Source organism: Deinococcus gobiensis I-0 (assembly GCF_000252445.1).
GTDB classification, from domain to species: Bacteria; Deinococcota; Deinococci; order Deinococcales; family Deinococcaceae; genus Deinococcus; species Deinococcus gobiensis.
In genome coordinates, this window is the sequence record NC_017790.1 from 1,343,141 (window position 1) to 1,360,847 (window position 17,707).

A 17,707-nucleotide genomic window follows, 5' to 3' on the forward strand; every position below is an offset into this window, starting at 1 on the left:
TCTCCGGCATCCGGTCCCGAACCCCGAAGGAAGGTGACTTCCCAGGGGGGCCGGTCCAGGCCAGAACCGTCCCACCTGCGCCGCTCCTGGAGTGGCCCCCCCGGCAGGTGGGACGTTTTCTGGTTTCCGGACTGGCCGGAGCAGGGCGGGGCCTCAGCCCAGCAGCGCCTCCAGGCCGCGCCGCGTGGCCGCCAGCGCTTCGCCGATGCGCCAGGCGCCCCGGTCGCGCGGGCCGACCATGTTGCTCACGCCGCGCACCTCCAGCGCAGGCACGCCGCAGCGCAGGGCGGCGTGGGCCACCCCGGCGCCCTCCATGCCCTCGGTGAGTGCGCCGGGATGGCGGGCTTCGAGGGCGCGCGCCGCCGCCGCACTGCCCGTCACGGTGCTCAGCGTCAGGGCCGGCCCGCAGGCGGCCCCTGCCCGCGCGGCCAGGTCGGCGGCCCCGGCCCAGGCGGCGAAACGGCCCGGGTGCCCCGGCCCCGCCGCTTCCTGCGGCTCGACACTCAGGCCCAGGAGGTCCAGGCCCAGGAACGTGCCGGCGTCGTCGGCCCCCAGGTCGGCCTGGATCAGCTCGCTCGACACGGCGAGGTCGCCGGGGCGCAGGCCGCTGCCGGGGTACGCCCCGCCGATGCCCGCGCTCAGGGCGAGGTCATAGGGGGCGGCCAGCAGCGCGGCCTGGGTGCTCAGGGCCGCCGCCACCGGTCCCACGCCGCATACGACGACCCGCACGCCTCCGCCCTCCAGGTCGCGCAGCCGCGCCGCCTCGGCGTGGGTCGCCACCACGATCAGAATCCGCCTGTGTGTGCCGCTCATGGTGGCCCAGGCTAGCGCGCCGCAGAGACTGTGCATCGCGCTGACGCCGCGCAGATCGGGGGCCGCTAGACTGCCTCCCGATGCGCCCACGCCCTTTTCTGCTTTTGGCCCTCAGTCTGGGAGGCCTCGCCCAGGCCGCGCCCGTGCGGATCGAGTTCTGGCACGCCATGGGGGGGGTCGAGGGCAAGGTGGCCGACTATGCCCGCGACTTCAACCGTTCGCAGGGCCAGTACGAGGTCGTGCCCAGCACCCAGGGCAACTACCGCGAACTGCTGCCCAAGTTGCAGGCGGCCATCCGCGCCGGGAATCCGCCCGCCCTCGCGCAGCTCGAACTGACCCAGGTGCCCGCGCTGGCGGCGGCCGGCAGTCTCAGCGACCTCTCGCGCCTGGAAGACGGCCTGCCTGCCGAGCTGACCCGCGACTTCTACGCCCCGGCCTGGAAGTCGGGCGAGGTGGGCGGCAAGCGCTACGCCCTGCCCTGGAACCTCAGCGTGCCGGTCATGCTGTACAACGCGGGCGCGCTGGGCCGCGCCGGGGCGAGTGCGCCCGCCACCTGGAGCGCGCTGGAGACCACGAGCGCGCGTCTGGCGACGAACGGGCGGCGGCCCCTGGTCGCGGCGGCCGACGCCTGGACCTTCGAGGCCAACGTGCTCTCGCGCGGCGGCTCGCTGGTCGAGGGCTCGGCTCCGGCCCTGAACAGCCCCGAGGCGGTCGAGGCCCTCACGCAGCTCGCGCGCATGGCCCGCGCCGGGCAGGCGCAGCCGCGCAGCCTGAACGAGGCCACCCGCGCCGCCTTCGACTTCGCGCGCGGGCAGAACCTCTTCGTGCTCGCCAGCGTCGCCAACTGGAACGACGCCCGCAAGCTGCCCTTCTTCCAGCTCGGGATGGCGCCCTTTCCCTGCGAGAAGGCCGGGGCCTGTACCGTGCCCCTCGGCGGCGGCGCGCTGGCGGTGCCGCGTGGGGTCAGCGCCGCGCAGCAGGCCGGAGCCGTGGCCTTCTGGCAATACCTGATGGAGCCCGCCCGCCAGGCCGACTGGATCAAGGCGACCGCCTACGCCCCGCCCCGCCGCGCCGTCGCGCCGCTGCTGGCCGACTGGTACGCCAAGAACCCGCAGATGCGCGCCGCCCACGCCCAGATGGAGCGCGCCGTGCCCCGCCCCGCGCTGCCCGAATACGCCGCCTGGACCGCGCTGGTCGAGGACGCCGTCGGGCAGGCGCTGAGCGGCAAGGCCACGGCCCGCGCCGCGCTCGACGAGGCCCAGCGCAGGGCGAAGTAGCGCGGGGCGGGGCAAGGGGCAGGGCACGGCACAGGGCATTTCGTCCGGGGCCCGGGCCGCTAGACTGACCGGCGAGATGCTCCTGACCGCCCTGTACCTGCTCCTGACCCTGCTGACCGCCCTGATTCTGGTGATTTTCCTGCTGCGGGCCGGGGCGGCGCGGGCGATGGTGGTGTGGGGCGTCGCGGCGGTCCTGCCGCTGCTGGCGGCCCTGACGGCCTCGCTGGGCGGGCAGGCGCGGGCCGAGCGCGCCCTGCGGGCGTACGTGCCCCAGAGCACCCAGGTCGTCGTGCAGACGGCGGCCCGCGACTACGACCTGATTCTGAGCCCCGAGGACGCCGCCTGCCTGGAGCGCACCGTGCGCCTGCGCAGCGAGGCCGATCTCGTGTCCGGCGACCAGCGGGTGCCGGTGCGCGCCGACACGCTCGTCACGGGAACGCTGCCGCCGCGCGAGGTGGTCGAGGCCCTGACGGTGCGCGGGCTGCTCGGCTGCCACAACTTCCGCGCGGTGGCGGGGGTCAAGAAGTAGGCGCCGGGGCTGGGCGGCCAGCGCTTCCCGGCCTCAGTTTCCCAGAAAGCGCCGCAGCTCGTCGAGGCTGTGGGCCGTGCCGATCACCACGAGCTTGTCGTGGGGGGCGATCACGTCCTCGGCGCGGGGCGTGACCTCGATGCGGCCGCCGCGGCCCAGGGCGATGACCTGCACGCCGAAGCGCCCGGTGAGGTTCAGGTCGCGCAGGCTGCCGCGCAGCCGGGCGCTCGCCTCGATCTCCACGATGGCGTAGTCGCCGCCCAGGTCCAGCGTGTCCACGATGTTGGGGTTGGCGATCTGGCGCGCGAGCCGCACCCCCATGTCGTGCTCGGGCCGGATGACGAGGTCGGCCCCGATGCGCTCCAGCACCCGGCGGCCCATCTCGTCCACCGCCTTGGTGACCACGTAGGTCGCGCCCAGGCTCTTGGCGTTCATGGTCGCCAGGATGTTGGCCTGCACGTCGGTCCCGATGGCGACGATCACCACGTCGAAGTCGGCCACCCCGATGGCGCGCATGGCCCGCTCCTCGGTGGCGTCGAGGACCGCCGCGTGCGTCACGAGGTTCACCACCCGCTCGACGTTGTCCTCCTCGCGGTCTACCGCCACGACCTCGTGGCCCATCTCGTAGAGCGTCGTGGCGACCGCGGTTCCGAACCGGCCCAGGCCGATCACCAGACACTGCTTGGTCTTCATCCGGCCTGGAGTGTAGCCCACCCGCCCCGGCCGGCCCCGCCTAGCCCACCAGAATGTCGCGCTCGGGCGGGTACTTCAGGGGGCTGGCCTGCGTCTGGCGCGAGTTCAGGGCCACCGCGAAGGTCACCGGCCCGATGCGCCCCAGGTACATCAGGACCGTCAGGATGAGCAGGCCCGCGTCGTTGATCTTGGGCGTGGTGTTCATGCTCAGGCCGACCGTGGCGGCGGCGCTCACGGTCTCGAACAGCAGGTGCGTGAAGTCCAGCCTGGGGTTCGTGACCAGCAGTCCGAAAAAGGCGCTGAAGACGAGCAGGGTGTAGATGGTCGTGATCGTCCCGGCGCGCACCACGTTCTCCGGCACCACCCGCCGCCCGAAGGCGATGAGTTCGGTGCGGCCCCGGATCAGGTTCCAGGCGCTGCCGACCAGGATGGCGAAGGTGCTCGTCTTGATGCCGCCGCCGGTCGAGCCGCTGTTGGCCCCGATGAACATCAGCGCGATGGTCAGGAAGAGGCTCGCGCTGCTCAGGGCCTCGACGTTGATGGTGGCGAAGCCCCCCGAGCGCGGCGTGACGCTCTGGAAAAAGGCCGCGAGCACCTTGCCCGGCGCCGAGAGCGGCCCCAGCGTGGCGGCACTGCCCCATTCCAGCGCCAGGATGAGCAGGGTGCCGCCGAGCAGCAGCGCGCCCGTCATGGCGAGGGTCAGCTTGCTGTACACGAGTAGGCGGTTGCGCCTGGGCTCGCGCCAGTGCGAGAGCACGTTGAGCTGCACCAGGAAGCCCAGGCCCCCCAGCACGATCTGCACGGCGATCACGCCGCTCACCAGGGGGTCCTGCACATACTGGGCCATGCCGCCCAGCACCACCACGAAGCCCGCGTTGTTGTACGCGCTGACCGAATGGAACACCGCCTGATACAGCCCTTCGCCCCAGCCGAACTGCGGCACGAACCGCAGGGCCAGCAGCGCCGCGCCCGCGACCTCGGCGACCAGGGTGTAGAGCATGATGGTCCACAGCAGCGACACCGCCCCGCCCACGTTCAGGGCGCTGATCTGCTGCACGAGAAGCTGGCGCTCGCTGAAGTTCACCCGCCGCCCGGCCAGCAGCGCGAACAGCGTGCCGAAGGTGATGATGCCCAGCCCCCCCACCTGCGCGAGCAGGATGATGACGACCTGCCCCAGCCGCGTGAAGCCCTCGCCCGTGTCCACGACCACCAGCCCCGTGATGCAGATGGCGCTCGTGGCCGTGAACAGCCGCTCGACGAGGCTGAGCTGCGTGCCCGGCGTGAGCATGCCCGGCAACGAGAGCAGCGCCGTGCCCAGCGCGATGCCCAGCACGTAGGCCAGCGCGATGAGTTGCGGCGGCGTGAAGCGCGAGATGACCGAGCGGCGCAGCCGCGTGCTCGGCAGGGGCAGGGAGGGCGGCAGGGGAGGCGGCAGACGCACCCGACCAGCATGGCATGCCCCAGCGAAGGACAGGCGCGCCGCCGGGGCACGGTGCGGGCTATACTGCCCTGTTATGCCGCGCCCTGCCCGCTCCCCCCGCACGTCCTCCGGCCGCCCGACTTCCGGCTCCTCCTCCGGCAAGAGGGCCGCGCCGCGCGGCGACTTCCGCACCCGGCAGCCGGCCCACGAGTACGAACTGGAGGTGCTGCCGGGCCTGGAGGCCGTGGCCGCCACCGAACTGGCCGCCGTGCCCCTGGCGCGCGACGTGCGCGGCCTGCGGTTCTGGTATCCCGGCGACCCCGAGCGCCTGACCCGGCTGCGTTCGGCGGTGGCCGTCTACCGCGTGCAGGCCTGGGACGTGCCCCGCCCGCGCGGCCTGCTGGGCAACCAGCAGCTCGGCGAACTCGCGGCCTATCTGCGCGGGGTCGTGGAGGTGGGCGGCCAGCAGTCCTTCCGGATCAGCGCGGCCGGGCGCGAGTCGGCCGTCATGGAGCGCCTCGCCGCCGAACTTCAGAATGCCCTCGAGCTGCCCCACGACCCCAAGGAGGGCGAACTCCTGATCCGGCTGCGGCCACAGGAGGGCGGTGACGGCTGGGAGGTGCTGGCCCGCATGACCCCCCGGCCCCTCTCGGCGCGCTCCTGGCGGGTGTGCAACCGGGGTGGCGGCCTGAACGCCACCATCGCCTACGCGGCCCACAAGCTGGCCGGACAGCGCGACGAGGACCGCATCTTCAATCCCATGTGCGGCAGCGGCACCCTGCTCGTCGAGCGGGCGCTGCTGGGGCCGTCGGCGGCGCTCGTCGGCGTGGACCTTGACGCGGAGGCGGTCGAGTGCAGCCGCGCCAACCTGCGGGCCGCCGGGCGCGAGGTCGAGGTGGCCCAGGTGGACGCCCTGCAGACCGGCTTGCCCGCGCGCAGCTTCGACCTCATCGTGGCCGACCTGCCCTGGGGCGACGCCATCGGCTCGCACCGTGCCAACGCCGCCCTGTACCCCGAGTTCCTCGCCGAGTCGCACCGCCTCCTGAGCCGCCGGGGCCGCCTGTGCGTCATCACCCACGAGATCCGGCTGTTCGAGCGCCTGCTTCAGGAGCAGGCCGGGCAGTGGCACGCGCGCGAGCTGTTCCAGGTCTACAGCGGCGGCCACCACCCCAAGGCCTACCTGCTGCACAAGCCCTGAGCTGCGCTCCGTGCCCTCGCCCCTTTGCGGCCGTGCCCCGGCGTGATACACTCCCGGAGTTTGCCCTCTGACGGGGGCGCGTCCCCGCCTCTCCGGGCGCCGGGACCAGAGATCAAGGAGAAAGCAGCATGAAGCGTACCTACCAACCCAACGTCCGCAAGCGGGCCAAGACCCACGGTTTCCGCGCCCGCATGAAGACCAAGGCTGGCCGCAACATCCTGGCGCGTCGCCGCGCCCGTGGTCGCCAGCAGCTCACCGTCAGCGACGAGTAAGCGCCCACAGGGGAGCGGCCTCATCGCCACACCACCTCCAGACAGCGTCACGCAGGAGCGGCCTCGCCGCCCGGTGGCGCTGTCCTCGTTGCGCGGCGAGCGCGAATTCCGCAAGGTGCGCGCCCACGGCTCGCCCGTGCGTGGCCCGCTCTTTACCCTGCGGCTGGCCGAATATCGCCCACGTCACGGCGAGGTGTGGCGTCCGCGCGCCATCATCGGCATCGTGGTGCCCAAAAAGACCCTGAAGCGGGCGGTGGACCGCAACCGTGCCCGCCGCCGCGTGCGCGAGGCGCTGCGGACCCTGCCCGGCGGCTTGCCGCCCTGCCGCGCCATCCTGATGCCGGCCCCGGGCGTTCTGACCGTGCCCTTCACCGAGCTGCAAGACGCCCTGGCGCGGGCCCTGGCGCGCGCGCCAGGGCGCGGCGGCAAGGGGGGAGGGCGCCGGGGCGGGAACGCGGGGCGCTCCGGCACCGTATCCGGCAGCGTGACCGAGCCTTCTACGTCCCTGACGGTCCCGGTGCCTAGTGGAGAAGGGGCATGACCCTGCCCGCCCGCCGCAGTTCCCTCGCGCGCGGCATGGTGCGCGCCGTGCGGGCCTACCAGCGCCGGCTCTCGCCCCTGAAGCCCGCACCGACTTGCCGTTTTAGCCCGAGCTGTTCCGAGTATGCTGCCCTGGCCATCGAACGTTTCGGCGCGGTGCGGGGCGGCTGGCTGGCCGCGTGGCGCGTCGCGCGCTGCAACCCCCTGGTGCTGGGCGGTTTCGACCCGGTGCCCGAGCATTTTCCCAAGCGTTCCACCCCCCCAACCAACACATGACCAATAAATTTCTGCTTTCGCTGGCCGCCGTGGGCGGCACGCTGCTGCTCGCGGGCTGCGGCCAGACCGGCCCGTTGCCCACCTTCGGCAAAGCCATCATTCCCGAGTGGATCACCGCCGATTTCGACGGTCAGCCGGGCGACGAGTACATCGCGACCAGCAACCTGCAGGACGTGGTCTTCAACGCGCGCGGTGAGGTGATCGGCTGGTACGTCAAGAGCTACGCCGGCACGCCGTACATCAAGCGCAACGCCGACGGCACCTACAACTTCGATGCCCTCAAGAACTCGCGCAGCATCGTGAACATGGTGGGCGGCGCGGCGCAGAACGGCCAGCAGCCCGCCACCTTCGCGCCCGAGCGCCGCGCCTTCGCCCTGAGCGGCGGCGCCCTGAACCCCGCCCAGTCGGCCGAGACGACCGCGCCGACCCTCAGCCTGGACCTGCCGGCCAACCGCCAGGAAGCGGTCTTCCGCTACACCCAGGGCGGCGTCAGCGTGACCAAGACGGTCGTGATGCACCCGCGGAACTTCAAGATCGACGTACAGACGCAGGTGACGGGCGGCGACGAGCGCGTGAACATGCTGTTCCCCGGCCTGGGCCGCGCCGACAACCCCGACGTGCGCGCCGTGCCGGTGGGCGGGCAGCCGGCGGGCGTGCAGGGCAGCGGCACCCTGAACGTCAAGAACATCCAGTACGCAGCCCTGCAGGAAAAGGCCAACCAGACGGCGCATGCCCTGATCGTCCGGCCGCAGTCGGGCACGTCGGTGGACGTGACCCTGACCGGTGGCGCGCAGGGCCTGATCAGCGCCAGCGTACCGGCGAGCAGCAACCTCGAAGTGTACGGCGGCAAGAACGAACTCATCCACCTGTACCAGAGCGGCTACACCAGTCTGCCGGGCCTGTTCAAGCCGAACATCTTCGGGGAGATCAGCCTGTTCATCGTCAAGCTGATGGAGTCGATGTACAAGGTCATCGGCAACTGGGGCCTCGTGCTGATCGCCCTGACCATCCTGCTCCGGCTGATCATGTGGCCGCTCATGCAGACGCAGGGGCGCACCACGGCGCGCATGCAGGTCATGCAGCCCAAGATCAAGGAAATTCAGGACAAGTACAAGGACCGCAAGGACGTGGACTCGCAGCGCGCCATGCAGAGCGAGATGCAGCAGCTCTACCGCGACCACAACTTCAATCCGGCCGGCTGCCTGAGCACCTTCCTGCCGTTCCCGATCCTCATCGCGCTGTGGTCCACCATCCGCAACTTCGAGTTCGACAGCGGCTTCCTGTGGCTGCCCGACCTCGCCGTGCCGGACCCCTTCTACATCCTGGCGCTCGTGTACCTCGTCGTGAACATCGGGCAGCTCTACGTGATGACGCGCAAGAACCCCGACATGTTCAAGCAGCAGGCGTTCATCTACCTGATCTTCCTGTACTTCGCCCTGACCTTCCCGGCAGGCGTGACCATCTACATCATCCTCTCGACCCTGATCGGCATCGGCCAGCAGATCCTGATCAACAAGCAGGTCGAGCGCGAGACGGCCACGCTCGGCGTGCAGAAGGCCCCGGTCCGCACCGTGACGGCCGCCAAGCCCGCAGCCAAACCCGCCAAGACCATCGACGCGCCCAAGAAGTAAGCGCCGAAAGTAAACGGAAAGCCGCCCGACCAGTTTCCGGTCGGGCGGCTTTCCGTTTCGTCGAGCGGCTGGCAACACGCCCCTCAATCTCCTGAATGCTGCGCTCAGCGGCTGCGGTCGCGTTCGCGCTCGGCCAGGGCCGCCAGGGCGCTGCGGGCCTCCGAGGCAGGCAGCGCCCGGAGCGCCTCGGTCGCCATGCCCGCCCGGCGACGGATCTCCTCGCGGGTGGCTTCGGCCGCGCCGTAGCGCGACACGAGGTCAAGAATCCGCGCCAGGTCGCCCTCCTGCGCGGCCCGGCGCTCCAGTACGGCGCGGACCTCGTCGCCGTCGGGGGTGTCCAGCAGCAGCAGCAGGGGATAGGTCGCCTTGCCCTCGCGCAGGTCGCCCCCGACCGGCTTGCCGATGAGTTCCTCCTCGCCGGTCAGGTCGAGCAGGTCGTCCTGAAGCTGGAAGGCCATACCGTACTCGCGTCCGAAGGTCGCCAGCGCCTCGTGCTCCCGGGGGGTGGCCCCCAGCAGCGTGGCGGGGGCACTGGCCGCCAGCTCGACCAGGGCGGCCGTCTTGCCGTGGATGACCCGGAAGTAGTGCTCGAAGGAGTAGTCGGCGTAGGAAGCCACCTGAAACTGCAACACCTCGCCCTCGCAGATGTCGCTGGCGGCCATGCCGAAAGCGCGCGTCAGGGCCGGAGCGCCGGGCAGACCGGCGAGCAGCGTGAGCAGCCGCGCGAGCATGAAGTCCCCGCTCATCACGCTGACCACGTTGCCGAAGCGCCGGAAGGCCGTCTGATGCCCGCGCCGGGTGTCGGAGTCGTCGATGAGGTCGTCGTGCAGCAGGCTGGCCGAGTGCAGCAGTTCGGTGCAGACCGCGAGGTCCAGCACGTCCGGCCAGCGCGGCTGCCCGGGGTGGACCCCAAGCGCCTGCGCCGCCAGCAGGCCGATCAGGGGCCGGGTACGCTTGCCCCCGGCGGTCTGGAGGTCGTCGCCGATGAGCTCGATGAATTCCACACGCGACCGCAGCACCTCCCGCAGCCGCGTTTCGAAGGCCACGTCGGGGACGGTCAGGCTGGACACGCCGGTCATGCGCCGAGTATAGGGAGGCGCTTTGCCCCTGACGAGGGGAAAACGTACCGGGCGCGGGCCCGGGCGGCGGGGCCGACTTGGGCTTTTCTTGGGGGAAACGGGGACCCGCCGCGGCGCGCCGCGTTTTGTCCCTCGCGCGTGGGGGGTCCGGCATGCTAAAAAACGTCTCATGGAAAGCGTGGTTGCCCTCTTCCCCGAACCCCGGCAGGCGCAGGTGGCGCTCGAAGCCCTTCAGAGCCGGGGCTTCGAGCGCGAGCGTCTGGCCTTCGCCATGACCGACGTCGTGGCCGAGAACGATCTGGCCCAGGCCACCGGCGTGAGCCCCGAGGCGGGGTCGCCGGCCGGGGCCGCCGGGGTCATCCGGGGGTCGCTGCTGGGTCTGGCGGGCGGCCTCGCCATGACCACGCCCATCTGGATCCTGCTGCTCATCGTGCCCAGCACGCGCATCTTCGCCGACGGCGGCCTCGCGGGCATGCTGTTCGGGGCGCTGGGCGGTCTGGGCCTGGGCGGGCTGTTCGGCGCACTCTCGGGCACCGATCACGGCGACTATGTCAAGCTGCTGCGCCGTCTGGGCGTGCCTGCCGTGCAGGCCGAGAAGTTCTATACCGGCATGAAGAACGGCTACGTGATGGTCATCGCCCGCGACCCCGACGGCGCGCGGGCCGACGAGGCCATGAACATCATGCGGCGCAGCGGCGCGGCCAAGCTCGACGACGCCTTCAGCCGCAAGGGAGCGCTCCAGAGCGAGCGCGTGCCCCAGACCGACCACTGAGCCGCCCCTTTCTGAGCCTGCGGCCGCTCCCACCCCGTCAAAGGGTGGGAGTTCGCTGTTCTGGCAGGCACGGGACCGCTACCCTGACGCCCATATGCGTCTGACTGCTCTGGTGATTGGAAACGTTCAGGGGGTCGGCTACCGGCGCTACGTGCAGCGCCACTGCCGTGACCTGAACCTGCGAGGCTACGCCGAAAACCTGACCGACGGCCGGGTGGAGGTCGTCGCCGAGGGCACGCAGGCCGACCTCGACCGTCTGCTGCACTGGCTGCGGCGCGGCCCACCCCACGCCCGTGTGCAGGAAGTCCAGACCCAGTACAGCGAGGCCACCGGCCTGAACGACTTCCACGTGTACTGAGGGACGTGGCCTGGAAAGGCTCCGGCCGGAGAAAGAGAAGACGTGCCCTGGCCGGAGCCGGGGCACGCTGTGTTGTTGTTCGGCGGGGCCGCTTATTCCAGCACGGCTTCGTGGACGATTTCCACGTTGCCCTTCATGACACGGCTCATGGGGCACATGTCGGCCGCCTGGGCGACATGCTTCTCGAACTCGGCCTGGTCGATGTTGCCGACCTTGCCACGCACCTGAAGGCGCATGGTGCTCACCTTGAACCCGGGGCCGTCCTTGACCATTTCGCAGGTCGCCTCGGTCCGCACGTCCTGCGGGTCGTGGCCGTGGGCGGCGAGCAGGGCCGAGAGCTGCATGGTGAAGCAGCCCGCGTGCGCGGCGGCGAGCAGTTCCTCGGGATTGGTGCCCACACCGTTCTCGAAACGGGTGCCGAAGGAGTACTGCGCGTCCTTGACCGTGCCGCTCTCGGTGCTGATGTTGCCCTTCCCGCTCTTGAGGTCGCCCATCCACTGGGCATTCGCCTTCCGCGCAATGTCTGCCATGCGTCCACTCTATGCGGTGTGCGCCACAAATGTCTACCCTCTAGTAAGTAGGTGAGCGGATGCTCAAGGCCCCGCCGGACGACCCGCTAGACTCGGGAGAATGCAAGCCCAGAACTGGACGGTTCCCGGCGCGCCGGTCACGGGATACCTGTGGCCCGCCCCGGGAGAGGCGCGCGGCGCGGTACTCCTGACCCACGGTTTCGGGGAGTATGCCGGGCGCTACGTCTCGCGCTACCACGGCCTGATTCCGGCGCTGACGGCGCAGGGCCTGGACGTGTACGCCTACGACCAGCGCGGTCACGGGGCCTCGGAGGGACGGCGCGCGGTGGTGGACCTGAACCTGCTGGTCGGGGACCACCTGCGCGCGCGGGAGGCGCTGCGGGGCCTGGACCGGCCTCTGTTCGCCTTCGGGCACAGCATGGGCGGGCTGATCACGGCGGCGAGCGCCGCGCGGGATCCGCGGGGCCTGCGTGGCGTGATCCTGTCGAGTCCGGCCCTGCTGGTCGGGGAAAACGAGCCGGTGTGGCTGCGCCGCCTCGCCCCCCTGATCGCCCGCGCCGCGCCGGGGCTGCCCGCCGCGCGGCTGGCGACGGGCGGGCTCTCGCGCCTGACCGCCGAGGTCGAGGCCTACGGGGCCGACGGGGAGGTGTATCGGGGCGGCGTGCCCGCCCTGAGCGGGGCCTCGATGCTGCGCCTGAGCGCCTCGCTGTGGGAGAGCTACGCCTCGTGGCGGCTGCCCACCCTGATCGTGCACGGCTCGGCCGACAAGATCACCGATCCGCGCGGCAGTCGGCGTTTTGCCGGGGCCATCGCCTCGGCCGACAAGACCTATGTCGAGATCGAGGGGGGGTACCACGAACTCCTGAACGACGAGCCGCGCGACGAGGTCCGGGCGCTGATCCTCGAGTGGTTGCAGGCCAGAACCTCGCCCCAGAGCCGGGGCGAGCAGGCCGGGGCACAGCCGGGATAAGGCCTGTTCACGGCGCGGCGCTCAGGCGGCCACCGCGTCCGTAGCCCTGGGCAGGCGGATACCCAGCAGCGCCCCCAGGGCCATCACGACCATCACGGCGCCCACGCCGAAGGTCGCGGCCGGCCCCAGCCGGGCATACAGCTGCCCGCCGACCAGCGGCCCGGCCACCTGGGCCAGCTGGCCCACCGCCTGCGTGCCGCCCTGTACCCGGCCCTGTTCGCTGTCCGGGACGGCGAGCGAGATCAGGGTGGTCATGCAGGCGGTGTAGATGCCCTCGCCGAGCGCCAGCAGCGTCACGCCGAGGTAGACCCACAGGGCCAGGGGGCGCAGCGGTAAGAGCGCCAGCCCGGCCATCCCGGCCACGCCCAGGGCCAGGCCGGCGCGTGCCACCCGGCCCTCGCCCAGCGTGCGGATCAGGAAGGGCAGCAGCAGGCCCTGCGCCACGACGTCGCTCAATCCCGAGACCATCAGGACCGTGCCCACCTGTCCCGGTCCCCAGTGCAGGAGGTCGCGGGCCATGACCGGCAGGGCCACCTGCATCAGCGAGAAGGGGAGGATGAACAGCGCGCTCACGGTCACCAGGCGGCGCACCAGTGGGGCAGCGAGGGCCTGCCGCAGGTGCAGCAGCGGGTTGAGGTGGGCGAGCCCGAAATCGGGCCGGCGCTTTTCCGGGACCAGCGTCTCGGGGAGCGCGGCGCCCGCCCACAACAGGTTCAGCAGGGTCACGCCGGCCGCCACGAACACCGGCGTGCTGGTCCCGAAGTGCGCGAGCAGGCCGCCCACCGCCGGGCCCACGATCATGGCGGCGCCGACCGCCGCGCCCACCTGCCCGAACACCCGGGCGCGGTTTTCCTCGGAGGTGGTGTCGGCGATGTACGCGAACAGGGCGCCCATACCGCCCGCCGCCACGCCGTCCAGCACGCGGCCCAGGAACAGCATGGCGAGGCTGCCGCCGATGCCGAACAGCAGGTAGCCGGCGGCCGAGCCGAGCAGCGTGAGCAGGATGACCGGGCGGCGGCCGAAGGCGTCGCTCAGGGCGCCGAGCACCGGCGAGCCGAAGAAGGCCAGCAGGGAGGTGGTGGCGGCCAGCAGCCCGATCACCACGCTCTGCTGGCCGGGGTCGGGCACGTAGCGCGCCGCGATGAAGGGCAGCACCGGAAACACGAGGGACAGACTGAGTCCGAACAGAAAGAGCGTGAACAGCAGGAGCGCGGTGGGCGGACGTTTGGGCAGGACGTTCATGGGTCCAGGCTAGGAGCGGCGCCCGGCCGCGGCATTGGAAAAATGCGACAGCGCAGGCTGGCCCGCTTCAGGTCGGGTCCGGCTCGAAGCCCGGCAGCCGCTCCAGGTCCAGGTGCTGCTCGCCGGCCGCGCGCAGCAGGTCCAGGTCCACGCGCTGACGGCGCCGGGCCGCCAGGGAGGCGAAGGCCCCGGGGGTCAGGCTGGACAGGGCCCGGAATTCCTTGATGAGGTGCGCCTGATCGAAAAAGCCCAGCTCGAAGGTGAGGTCGGCCATCGGCACCGCCGGGTCGCTGCGGATGCGGGTGTTCGCCTCGTCGAAGCGCACCACGCGGGCCAGGGTCTTGGCGCCGACCCCGACCTCGCGGGCGAACTGACGCTCCAGTGTCCGGGGGCTGACGCCGAGTTCCTCGGCCAGGTCGGCCACCCGCGCCGCGCCGAAAGACCCGTAGATCCGCTGGGCGGCCAGGACCCCTGTGCCCGGGCCGTCCCGCAGGTGGCCCAGCGCCAGCAGATGCCCTTCGAGCGCCTCGCGGGCCGCTGTCCACTCGCCGCTCCGCACGAGCCCCACCACCTCGCGCCCCCAGGGGCTGGCGCTGAGGGCGGCGTCCAGGGCGTCCGGCGGCGTGTCGGCCGTCCAGCCCAGCAGCTGCCGGGCGGCCCAGGGATAGAGTTCGGCCACCAGCATGCGCAGCCGGCCCTGGCCCACCGTGCGGTGCGGTTGCCGGATGAACGGAGTCAGCACGACCGGCGGCAGGGGCCGCAGTTCGGTCAGGCTCGGCCCCAGCCGCAGCGTCTCGGCCGAGAACATCAGGCGCAGGGTGCGCTCCGGCAGGCTGTAGTTCTGCTCGGGCCACGCCAGCTGCGCGTCTTCGAGTTCCCAGAAGCCCTGCACCAGCCCGCGCAGGCGCGTGTCGGGACCATGATGCCGGAATCGCACCGCTCCAGTGTGAGGCAGGGCGGCGACGGCGTGGCCGGGCGGGAAAAACAGGTCGCCCGCTGACCGGCGGCGCAGGTCCGCAGGGCGGGAGGACGGCCGCCGTGACCCGCCGCAGAGCGCCGCCCCCACGCGCCTTTTTGTGCTAGAACAACCGCGTACCATCAACTCAAGCAGCCCATTCGCCGCTCTCTTTTTTCACTTAGCTCGTGCCGTTTTTCACGAGAGATGTGTCTCTGCGGGGTCGTTCCGCCGAAGGAGGAAGCCGTATCGAATACGCGAATTTCGTCATCATGCTGCTGCTGGCCCTGGGCATCGGGGTGCTGGCGGTGATCGTGAGCGCCGTGCTGGGACCGAAGAAGGCGACGCGCGTCAAGCTCATGGCCTACGAAAGCGGCAACGACCCCGAGCGCGGCGGTGTGGGGACCGGGCAGCGCTTTCCGGTGCATTTCTATCTCGTGGCGATGCTGTTCATCGTCTTCGACATCGAGACGGCGTTCTTCTACCCCCTGGCGGTGGCGTACCAGAAGCTCATCCCCTTCGCCTTCTTCGAGGCGCTGACCTTCGTGCTGCTGCTGCTGGTGGGCTACGTGTACGTGCTGAAAAAGCGGGTGCTGGAATGGGCCTGAGAGCGGGTCCTGCCAGGCCGGTTGATCAAGTGGGGCGAGGGGCCGCCCCCGGGTCCAGCGCCACCCCAGCCGCGTTTCCCCTCACCCTCCCCGCCCCAGAGGTGTTCCCATGCCACTGAAGGAACTGTTCGACCGCGACTGGCAGGAGCTGGAATCCGAGGGCATCCTCTTTTCCAGCCTGGAAAAACTGGTGGCCTGGGGCCGCAGCAACAGCATGTGGCCGGCGACCTTCGGGCTGGCGTGCTGCGCCATCGAGATGATGAGCAGCACCAACGGGCGCAACGACCTGGCGCGCTTCGGCTCGGAAGTCTTCCGCGCCTCGCCCCGACAGGCCGACGTGATGATCGTGGCGGGGCGCCTGAGCAAGAAGATGGCCCCGGTCATGCGCCGCGTGTACGACCAGATGCCCGATCCCAAATGGGTGATCTCGATGGGCGCCTGCGCGAGTTCGGGCGGCATGTTCAACAACTACGCCATCGTCCAGAACGTCGATCAGGTCGTGCCGGTGGACATCTTCGTGCCCGGCTGCCCGCCCCGCCCCGAGGCGCTCATCTACGCCGTCATGCAGCTCCAGAAGAAGGTGCGCGGCGAGGCCTTCGACAGCCTGGGGCACCAGCTTCCGATGGTGGACGCATGGACGCGCTAGCGGCGGAGCGCGACCTCGGGCCGCTGCTGGCCGAACTGGGCCTGACCCGCGACGACTCGCGCGAGGCGACAGTGGTCGTCGAGGCGGCCGAGCTGCGCGCGGTGGCCCGGCAACTCGGCGAGCGCGGTTTCATGCTCATGGACACGGTGGGCCTCGACTACCTGCGCTACCCCGAGGCCCGCCCGGCGCGCTTTGCCGTGCTGCACAACCTCTACCACCCGCGCGACCACCGCCGGCTGTTCCTGCGGGTGTGGCTCGAAGACGGCGAAACGCTCGACAGCCTGTACCCGGTGTGGCGCGCCGCCAACTATCTGGAGCGCGAGGTGTACGACCTGCTGGGCATCGAGTTCGTGGGGCACCCCGACCTGCGCAAGGTGCTGACGCCCGACGACCTCGAAGGCCACCCGCTGCGCAAGGACTTCCCGCTGGGCGAGACGCCGACCCTGTTCCGCGAGGGGCGCTTTCTGGACCCGGCCGCCTTCCGCGCGGGCCTGAACGGGCAGGACAGCGGCCTGAGCGGCTGGCGCGGCAGCCTGCGCCGGGGGGCCACGCGCGACCTCGAACCCCCCGTGATGCCGGAAGGAGGGCCGAAATGATCCGCAGCCCCAAACCCACCCACGGCGCCGGTACGCCCGGCGGGACCCTGCCGCCCGAGCGGATGGGGCCGGACCACCAGGAATCCACGGCGCAGGAGCGGCTGCGGGGCCAGACCGGCGCCCTGCTGCACACCGAGACCATGAGCCTGAACGTGGGGCCGCAGCACCCCAGCACCCACGGCGTCCTGCGGCTGGTCGTGGACATGGACGGCGAGTACGTCGTGAAGGTCACGCCGCACATGGGCTACCTGCACACCGGGTTCGAGAAGACCTTCGAGCACCGCACCTACCAGCAGGGCGTGACCTATGCGCCGCGCACCGACTACCTGCACTGCTTCGGCCACGAACTCGCCTACGTGCTGAGCGTCGAGAAGCTGCTGGGGGCCGAGGTGCCCGAGCGCGCCAGTACCGTGCGCGTGATCCTGCACGAACTCGGGCGCATCCACAGCCACCTCGTGTTCGTGGGGACGGGCCTGCTCGACCTCGGGGCGCTGACGCCGTTCTTCTACGCCTTCCGCGAGAAGGAGACCTGCCAGGACCTCTTCGAGGCCGTCTGCGGCTACCGCATGAACCAGGGCTACTTCCGGGTGGGCGGCCTGAGCCGCGACATCCCCGAGGGCTGGCCGGGGCGGGTCTCGGCGTTCCTCGATCAGCTGGAGCGCGGGGTGGAGGAGTACACGACCCTGTTCGCCCACAACCCGATCTTCGTGGACCGGGCGCAGGGCGTGGGCGTCATTCCGCCCGAGGTGGCGCTGGACCTGGGCCTGACCGGGCCGAACCTGCGGGCCTCGGGCGTGCCGCTCGACCACCGCAAGGACAACCCCTACTCGGGCTACGAGCACTACGACTTCGACGTGGTGACCAGCCCGGACGGCGACAGCCTCGCGCGCTTCACGGTGCGGCTCCTCGAATTCGGCCAGAGCGCGCGCATCATCCGCCAGGCACTCGCGCGGCTCGCGCCGGGGCCGGTCAAGGACCCCAACCGCAAGATCTCGCTGCCGCCGCGCCAGGAACTCGAAACGAGCATGGAGGCGGTCATCCACCACTTCAAGCTCGTGACCGAGGGCTTTCACCCGCCGCTGGGCGAGGTGTACGTGCCGGTCGAGTCGGCGCGCGGCGAGGTGGGCTACTACATCGTTTCGGACGGCGGCTCGGTGCCCTACCGCGTCAAGATCCGCGCGCCCAGCTTCGTGAACCTCCAGGCCCTGGAGTACGCCTGCGTGGGCGGGCAATTCGCCGACCTCATCACCATCCTGGCGACCATCGACCCGGTGCTCGGGGACGTGGACCGGTGAACAAGGA

At 71.1% G+C, this 17,707-nt stretch carries 21 protein-coding genes; 14 read left to right on the forward strand and 7 right to left on the reverse strand.

All coding sequences use genetic code 11. The features are described from left to right. Positions 1-153: 153 nt before the first annotated feature. On the reverse strand, positions 154-813 hold the full coding sequence (gene mqnB / locus DGO_RS06255; RefSeq protein ID WP_043801352.1) for a futalosine hydrolase: 660 nt from the start codon (positions 811-813) through the stop codon (positions 154-156). 80 nt (positions 814-893) lie between these two features. On the opposite strand from mqnB, the gene DGO_RS06260 reads away from it, so the two are divergent. After that, positions 894-2,090, forward strand: a complete 1,197-nt coding sequence (locus DGO_RS06260; RefSeq protein ID WP_043801356.1) for an ABC transporter substrate-binding protein — start codon at positions 894-896, stop codon at positions 2,088-2,090. Positions 2,091-2,166: 76 nt separating this feature from the next. Continuing rightward, on the forward strand, positions 2,167-2,619 hold the full coding sequence (locus DGO_RS06265; protein WP_043801359.1) for a hypothetical protein: 453 nt from the start codon (positions 2,167-2,169) through the stop codon (positions 2,617-2,619). A 33-nt stretch (positions 2,620-2,652) separates the two neighbouring features. On the opposite strand, the gene DGO_RS06270 is transcribed toward DGO_RS06265, so the two are convergent. Both DGO_RS06270 and DGO_RS06275 read right to left on the reverse strand, forming a co-directional pair. After that, complete coding sequence (locus DGO_RS06270) at positions 2,653-3,312, reverse strand: potassium channel family protein (protein WP_014684642.1); 660 nt, start codon at positions 3,310-3,312, stop codon at positions 2,653-2,655. Between the two features lie 40 nt (positions 3,313-3,352). Further along, the gene (locus DGO_RS06275; protein WP_043803354.1) at positions 3,353-4,735 is read right to left on the reverse strand and encodes a TrkH family potassium uptake protein; all 1,383 of its coding nucleotides are present in this window, start codon (positions 4,733-4,735) and stop codon (positions 3,353-3,355) included. Positions 4,736-4,826: 91 nt separating this feature from the next. On the opposite strand from DGO_RS06275, the gene DGO_RS06280 reads away from it, so the two are divergent. The 5 genes from DGO_RS06280 to yidC all read left to right on the forward strand — a co-directional run bounded on the left by DGO_RS06280 (position 4,827) and on the right by yidC (position 8,649). After that, on the forward strand, positions 4,827-5,930 hold the full coding sequence (locus tag DGO_RS06280; protein WP_014684644.1) for a methyltransferase: 1,104 nt from the start codon (positions 4,827-4,829) through the stop codon (positions 5,928-5,930). 128 nt (positions 5,931-6,058) lie between these two features. Then, positions 6,059-6,202 (forward strand): 50S ribosomal protein L34, encoded by a 144-nt coding sequence (gene rpmH / locus DGO_RS06285; protein WP_014684645.1) that lies wholly within the window; start codon positions 6,059-6,061, stop codon positions 6,200-6,202. An 88-nt stretch (positions 6,203-6,290) separates the two neighbouring features. Then, complete coding sequence (gene rnpA, locus DGO_RS06290) at positions 6,291-6,743, forward strand: ribonuclease P protein component (protein ID WP_050920891.1); 453 nt, start codon at positions 6,291-6,293, stop codon at positions 6,741-6,743. Continuing rightward, positions 6,740-7,018 (forward strand): membrane protein insertion efficiency factor YidD, encoded by a 279-nt coding sequence (gene yidD, locus DGO_RS06295; protein WP_083847230.1) that lies wholly within the window; start codon positions 6,740-6,742, stop codon positions 7,016-7,018. The genes rnpA and yidD overlap by 4 nt, the downstream gene beginning before the upstream one ends. Then, the gene (gene yidC / locus DGO_RS06300) at positions 7,015-8,649 is read left to right on the forward strand and encodes a membrane protein insertase YidC (protein WP_014684648.1); all 1,635 of its coding nucleotides are present in this window, start codon (positions 7,015-7,017) and stop codon (positions 8,647-8,649) included. The genes yidD and yidC overlap by 4 nt, the downstream gene beginning before the upstream one ends. 104 nt (positions 8,650-8,753) lie before the next feature. Here the strand turns inward: yidC and DGO_RS06305 are convergent, their stop codons facing one another. Then, a complete protein-coding gene (locus tag DGO_RS06305; protein WP_043801363.1) occupies positions 8,754-9,728 on the reverse strand; it encodes a polyprenyl synthetase family protein in 975 nt (324 codons plus the stop codon). Positions 9,729-9,897: 169 nt separating this feature from the next. Here DGO_RS06305 and DGO_RS06310 point away from each other — a divergent pair, with 169 nt between their 5' ends. Together DGO_RS06310 and DGO_RS06315 are read left to right on the forward strand one after the other, a co-directional pair. Beyond that, positions 9,898-10,500 (forward strand): hypothetical protein, encoded by a 603-nt coding sequence (locus tag DGO_RS06310; RefSeq protein WP_043801366.1) that lies wholly within the window; start codon positions 9,898-9,900, stop codon positions 10,498-10,500. 94 nt (positions 10,501-10,594) lie between these two features. Continuing rightward, a complete protein-coding gene (locus DGO_RS06315) occupies positions 10,595-10,858 on the forward strand; it encodes an acylphosphatase (protein ID WP_014684650.1) in 264 nt (87 codons plus the stop codon). A gap of 92 nt (positions 10,859-10,950) precedes the next feature. Here DGO_RS06315 and DGO_RS06320 read toward each other — a convergent pair whose 3' ends face one another. After that, positions 10,951-11,388, reverse strand: coding sequence for an OsmC family protein (locus tag DGO_RS06320; protein ID WP_014684651.1), 438 nt, complete (start codon positions 11,386-11,388; stop codon positions 10,951-10,953). A 100-nt stretch (positions 11,389-11,488) separates the two neighbouring features. Between DGO_RS06320 and DGO_RS06325 the strand changes: the two genes are divergently transcribed. After that, the gene (locus DGO_RS06325) at positions 11,489-12,358 is read left to right on the forward strand and encodes an alpha/beta hydrolase (RefSeq protein WP_014684652.1); all 870 of its coding nucleotides are present in this window, start codon (positions 11,489-11,491) and stop codon (positions 12,356-12,358) included. A 21-nt stretch (positions 12,359-12,379) separates the two neighbouring features. Here the strand turns inward: DGO_RS06325 and DGO_RS06330 are convergent, their stop codons facing one another. Further along, on the reverse strand, positions 12,380-13,600 hold the full coding sequence (locus DGO_RS06330) for an MFS transporter (protein ID WP_014684653.1): 1,221 nt from the start codon (positions 13,598-13,600) through the stop codon (positions 12,380-12,382). Positions 13,601-13,667: 67 nt separating this feature from the next. After that, positions 13,668-14,537, reverse strand: a complete 870-nt coding sequence (locus DGO_RS06335) for an AraC family transcriptional regulator (protein WP_050920702.1) — start codon at positions 14,535-14,537, stop codon at positions 13,668-13,670. A gap of 290 nt (positions 14,538-14,827) precedes the next feature. On the opposite strand from DGO_RS06335, the gene DGO_RS06340 reads away from it, so the two are divergent. From DGO_RS06340 to nuoD, 4 genes are all read left to right on the forward strand, one after another. Beyond that, positions 14,828-15,163: an NADH-quinone oxidoreductase subunit A gene (locus DGO_RS06340; protein ID WP_014684655.1), complete on the forward strand. Its 336-nt coding sequence runs from the start codon at positions 14,828-14,830 to the stop codon at positions 15,161-15,163. Positions 15,164-15,272: 109 nt separating this feature from the next. Beyond that, complete coding sequence (locus tag DGO_RS06345; protein ID WP_014684656.1) at positions 15,273-15,809, forward strand: NuoB/complex I 20 kDa subunit family protein; 537 nt, start codon at positions 15,273-15,275, stop codon at positions 15,807-15,809. Next, positions 15,797-16,405 (forward strand): NADH-quinone oxidoreductase subunit C, encoded by a 609-nt coding sequence (locus DGO_RS06350; protein WP_083847231.1) that lies wholly within the window; start codon positions 15,797-15,799, stop codon positions 16,403-16,405. The genes DGO_RS06345 and DGO_RS06350 overlap by 13 nt, the downstream gene beginning before the upstream one ends. A 62-nt stretch (positions 16,406-16,467) precedes the next feature. Next, positions 16,468-17,700, forward strand: coding sequence for an NADH dehydrogenase (quinone) subunit D (gene nuoD, locus DGO_RS06355; RefSeq protein WP_014684658.1), 1,233 nt, complete (start codon positions 16,468-16,470; stop codon positions 17,698-17,700). Positions 17,701-17,707: the final 7 nt, after the last annotated feature.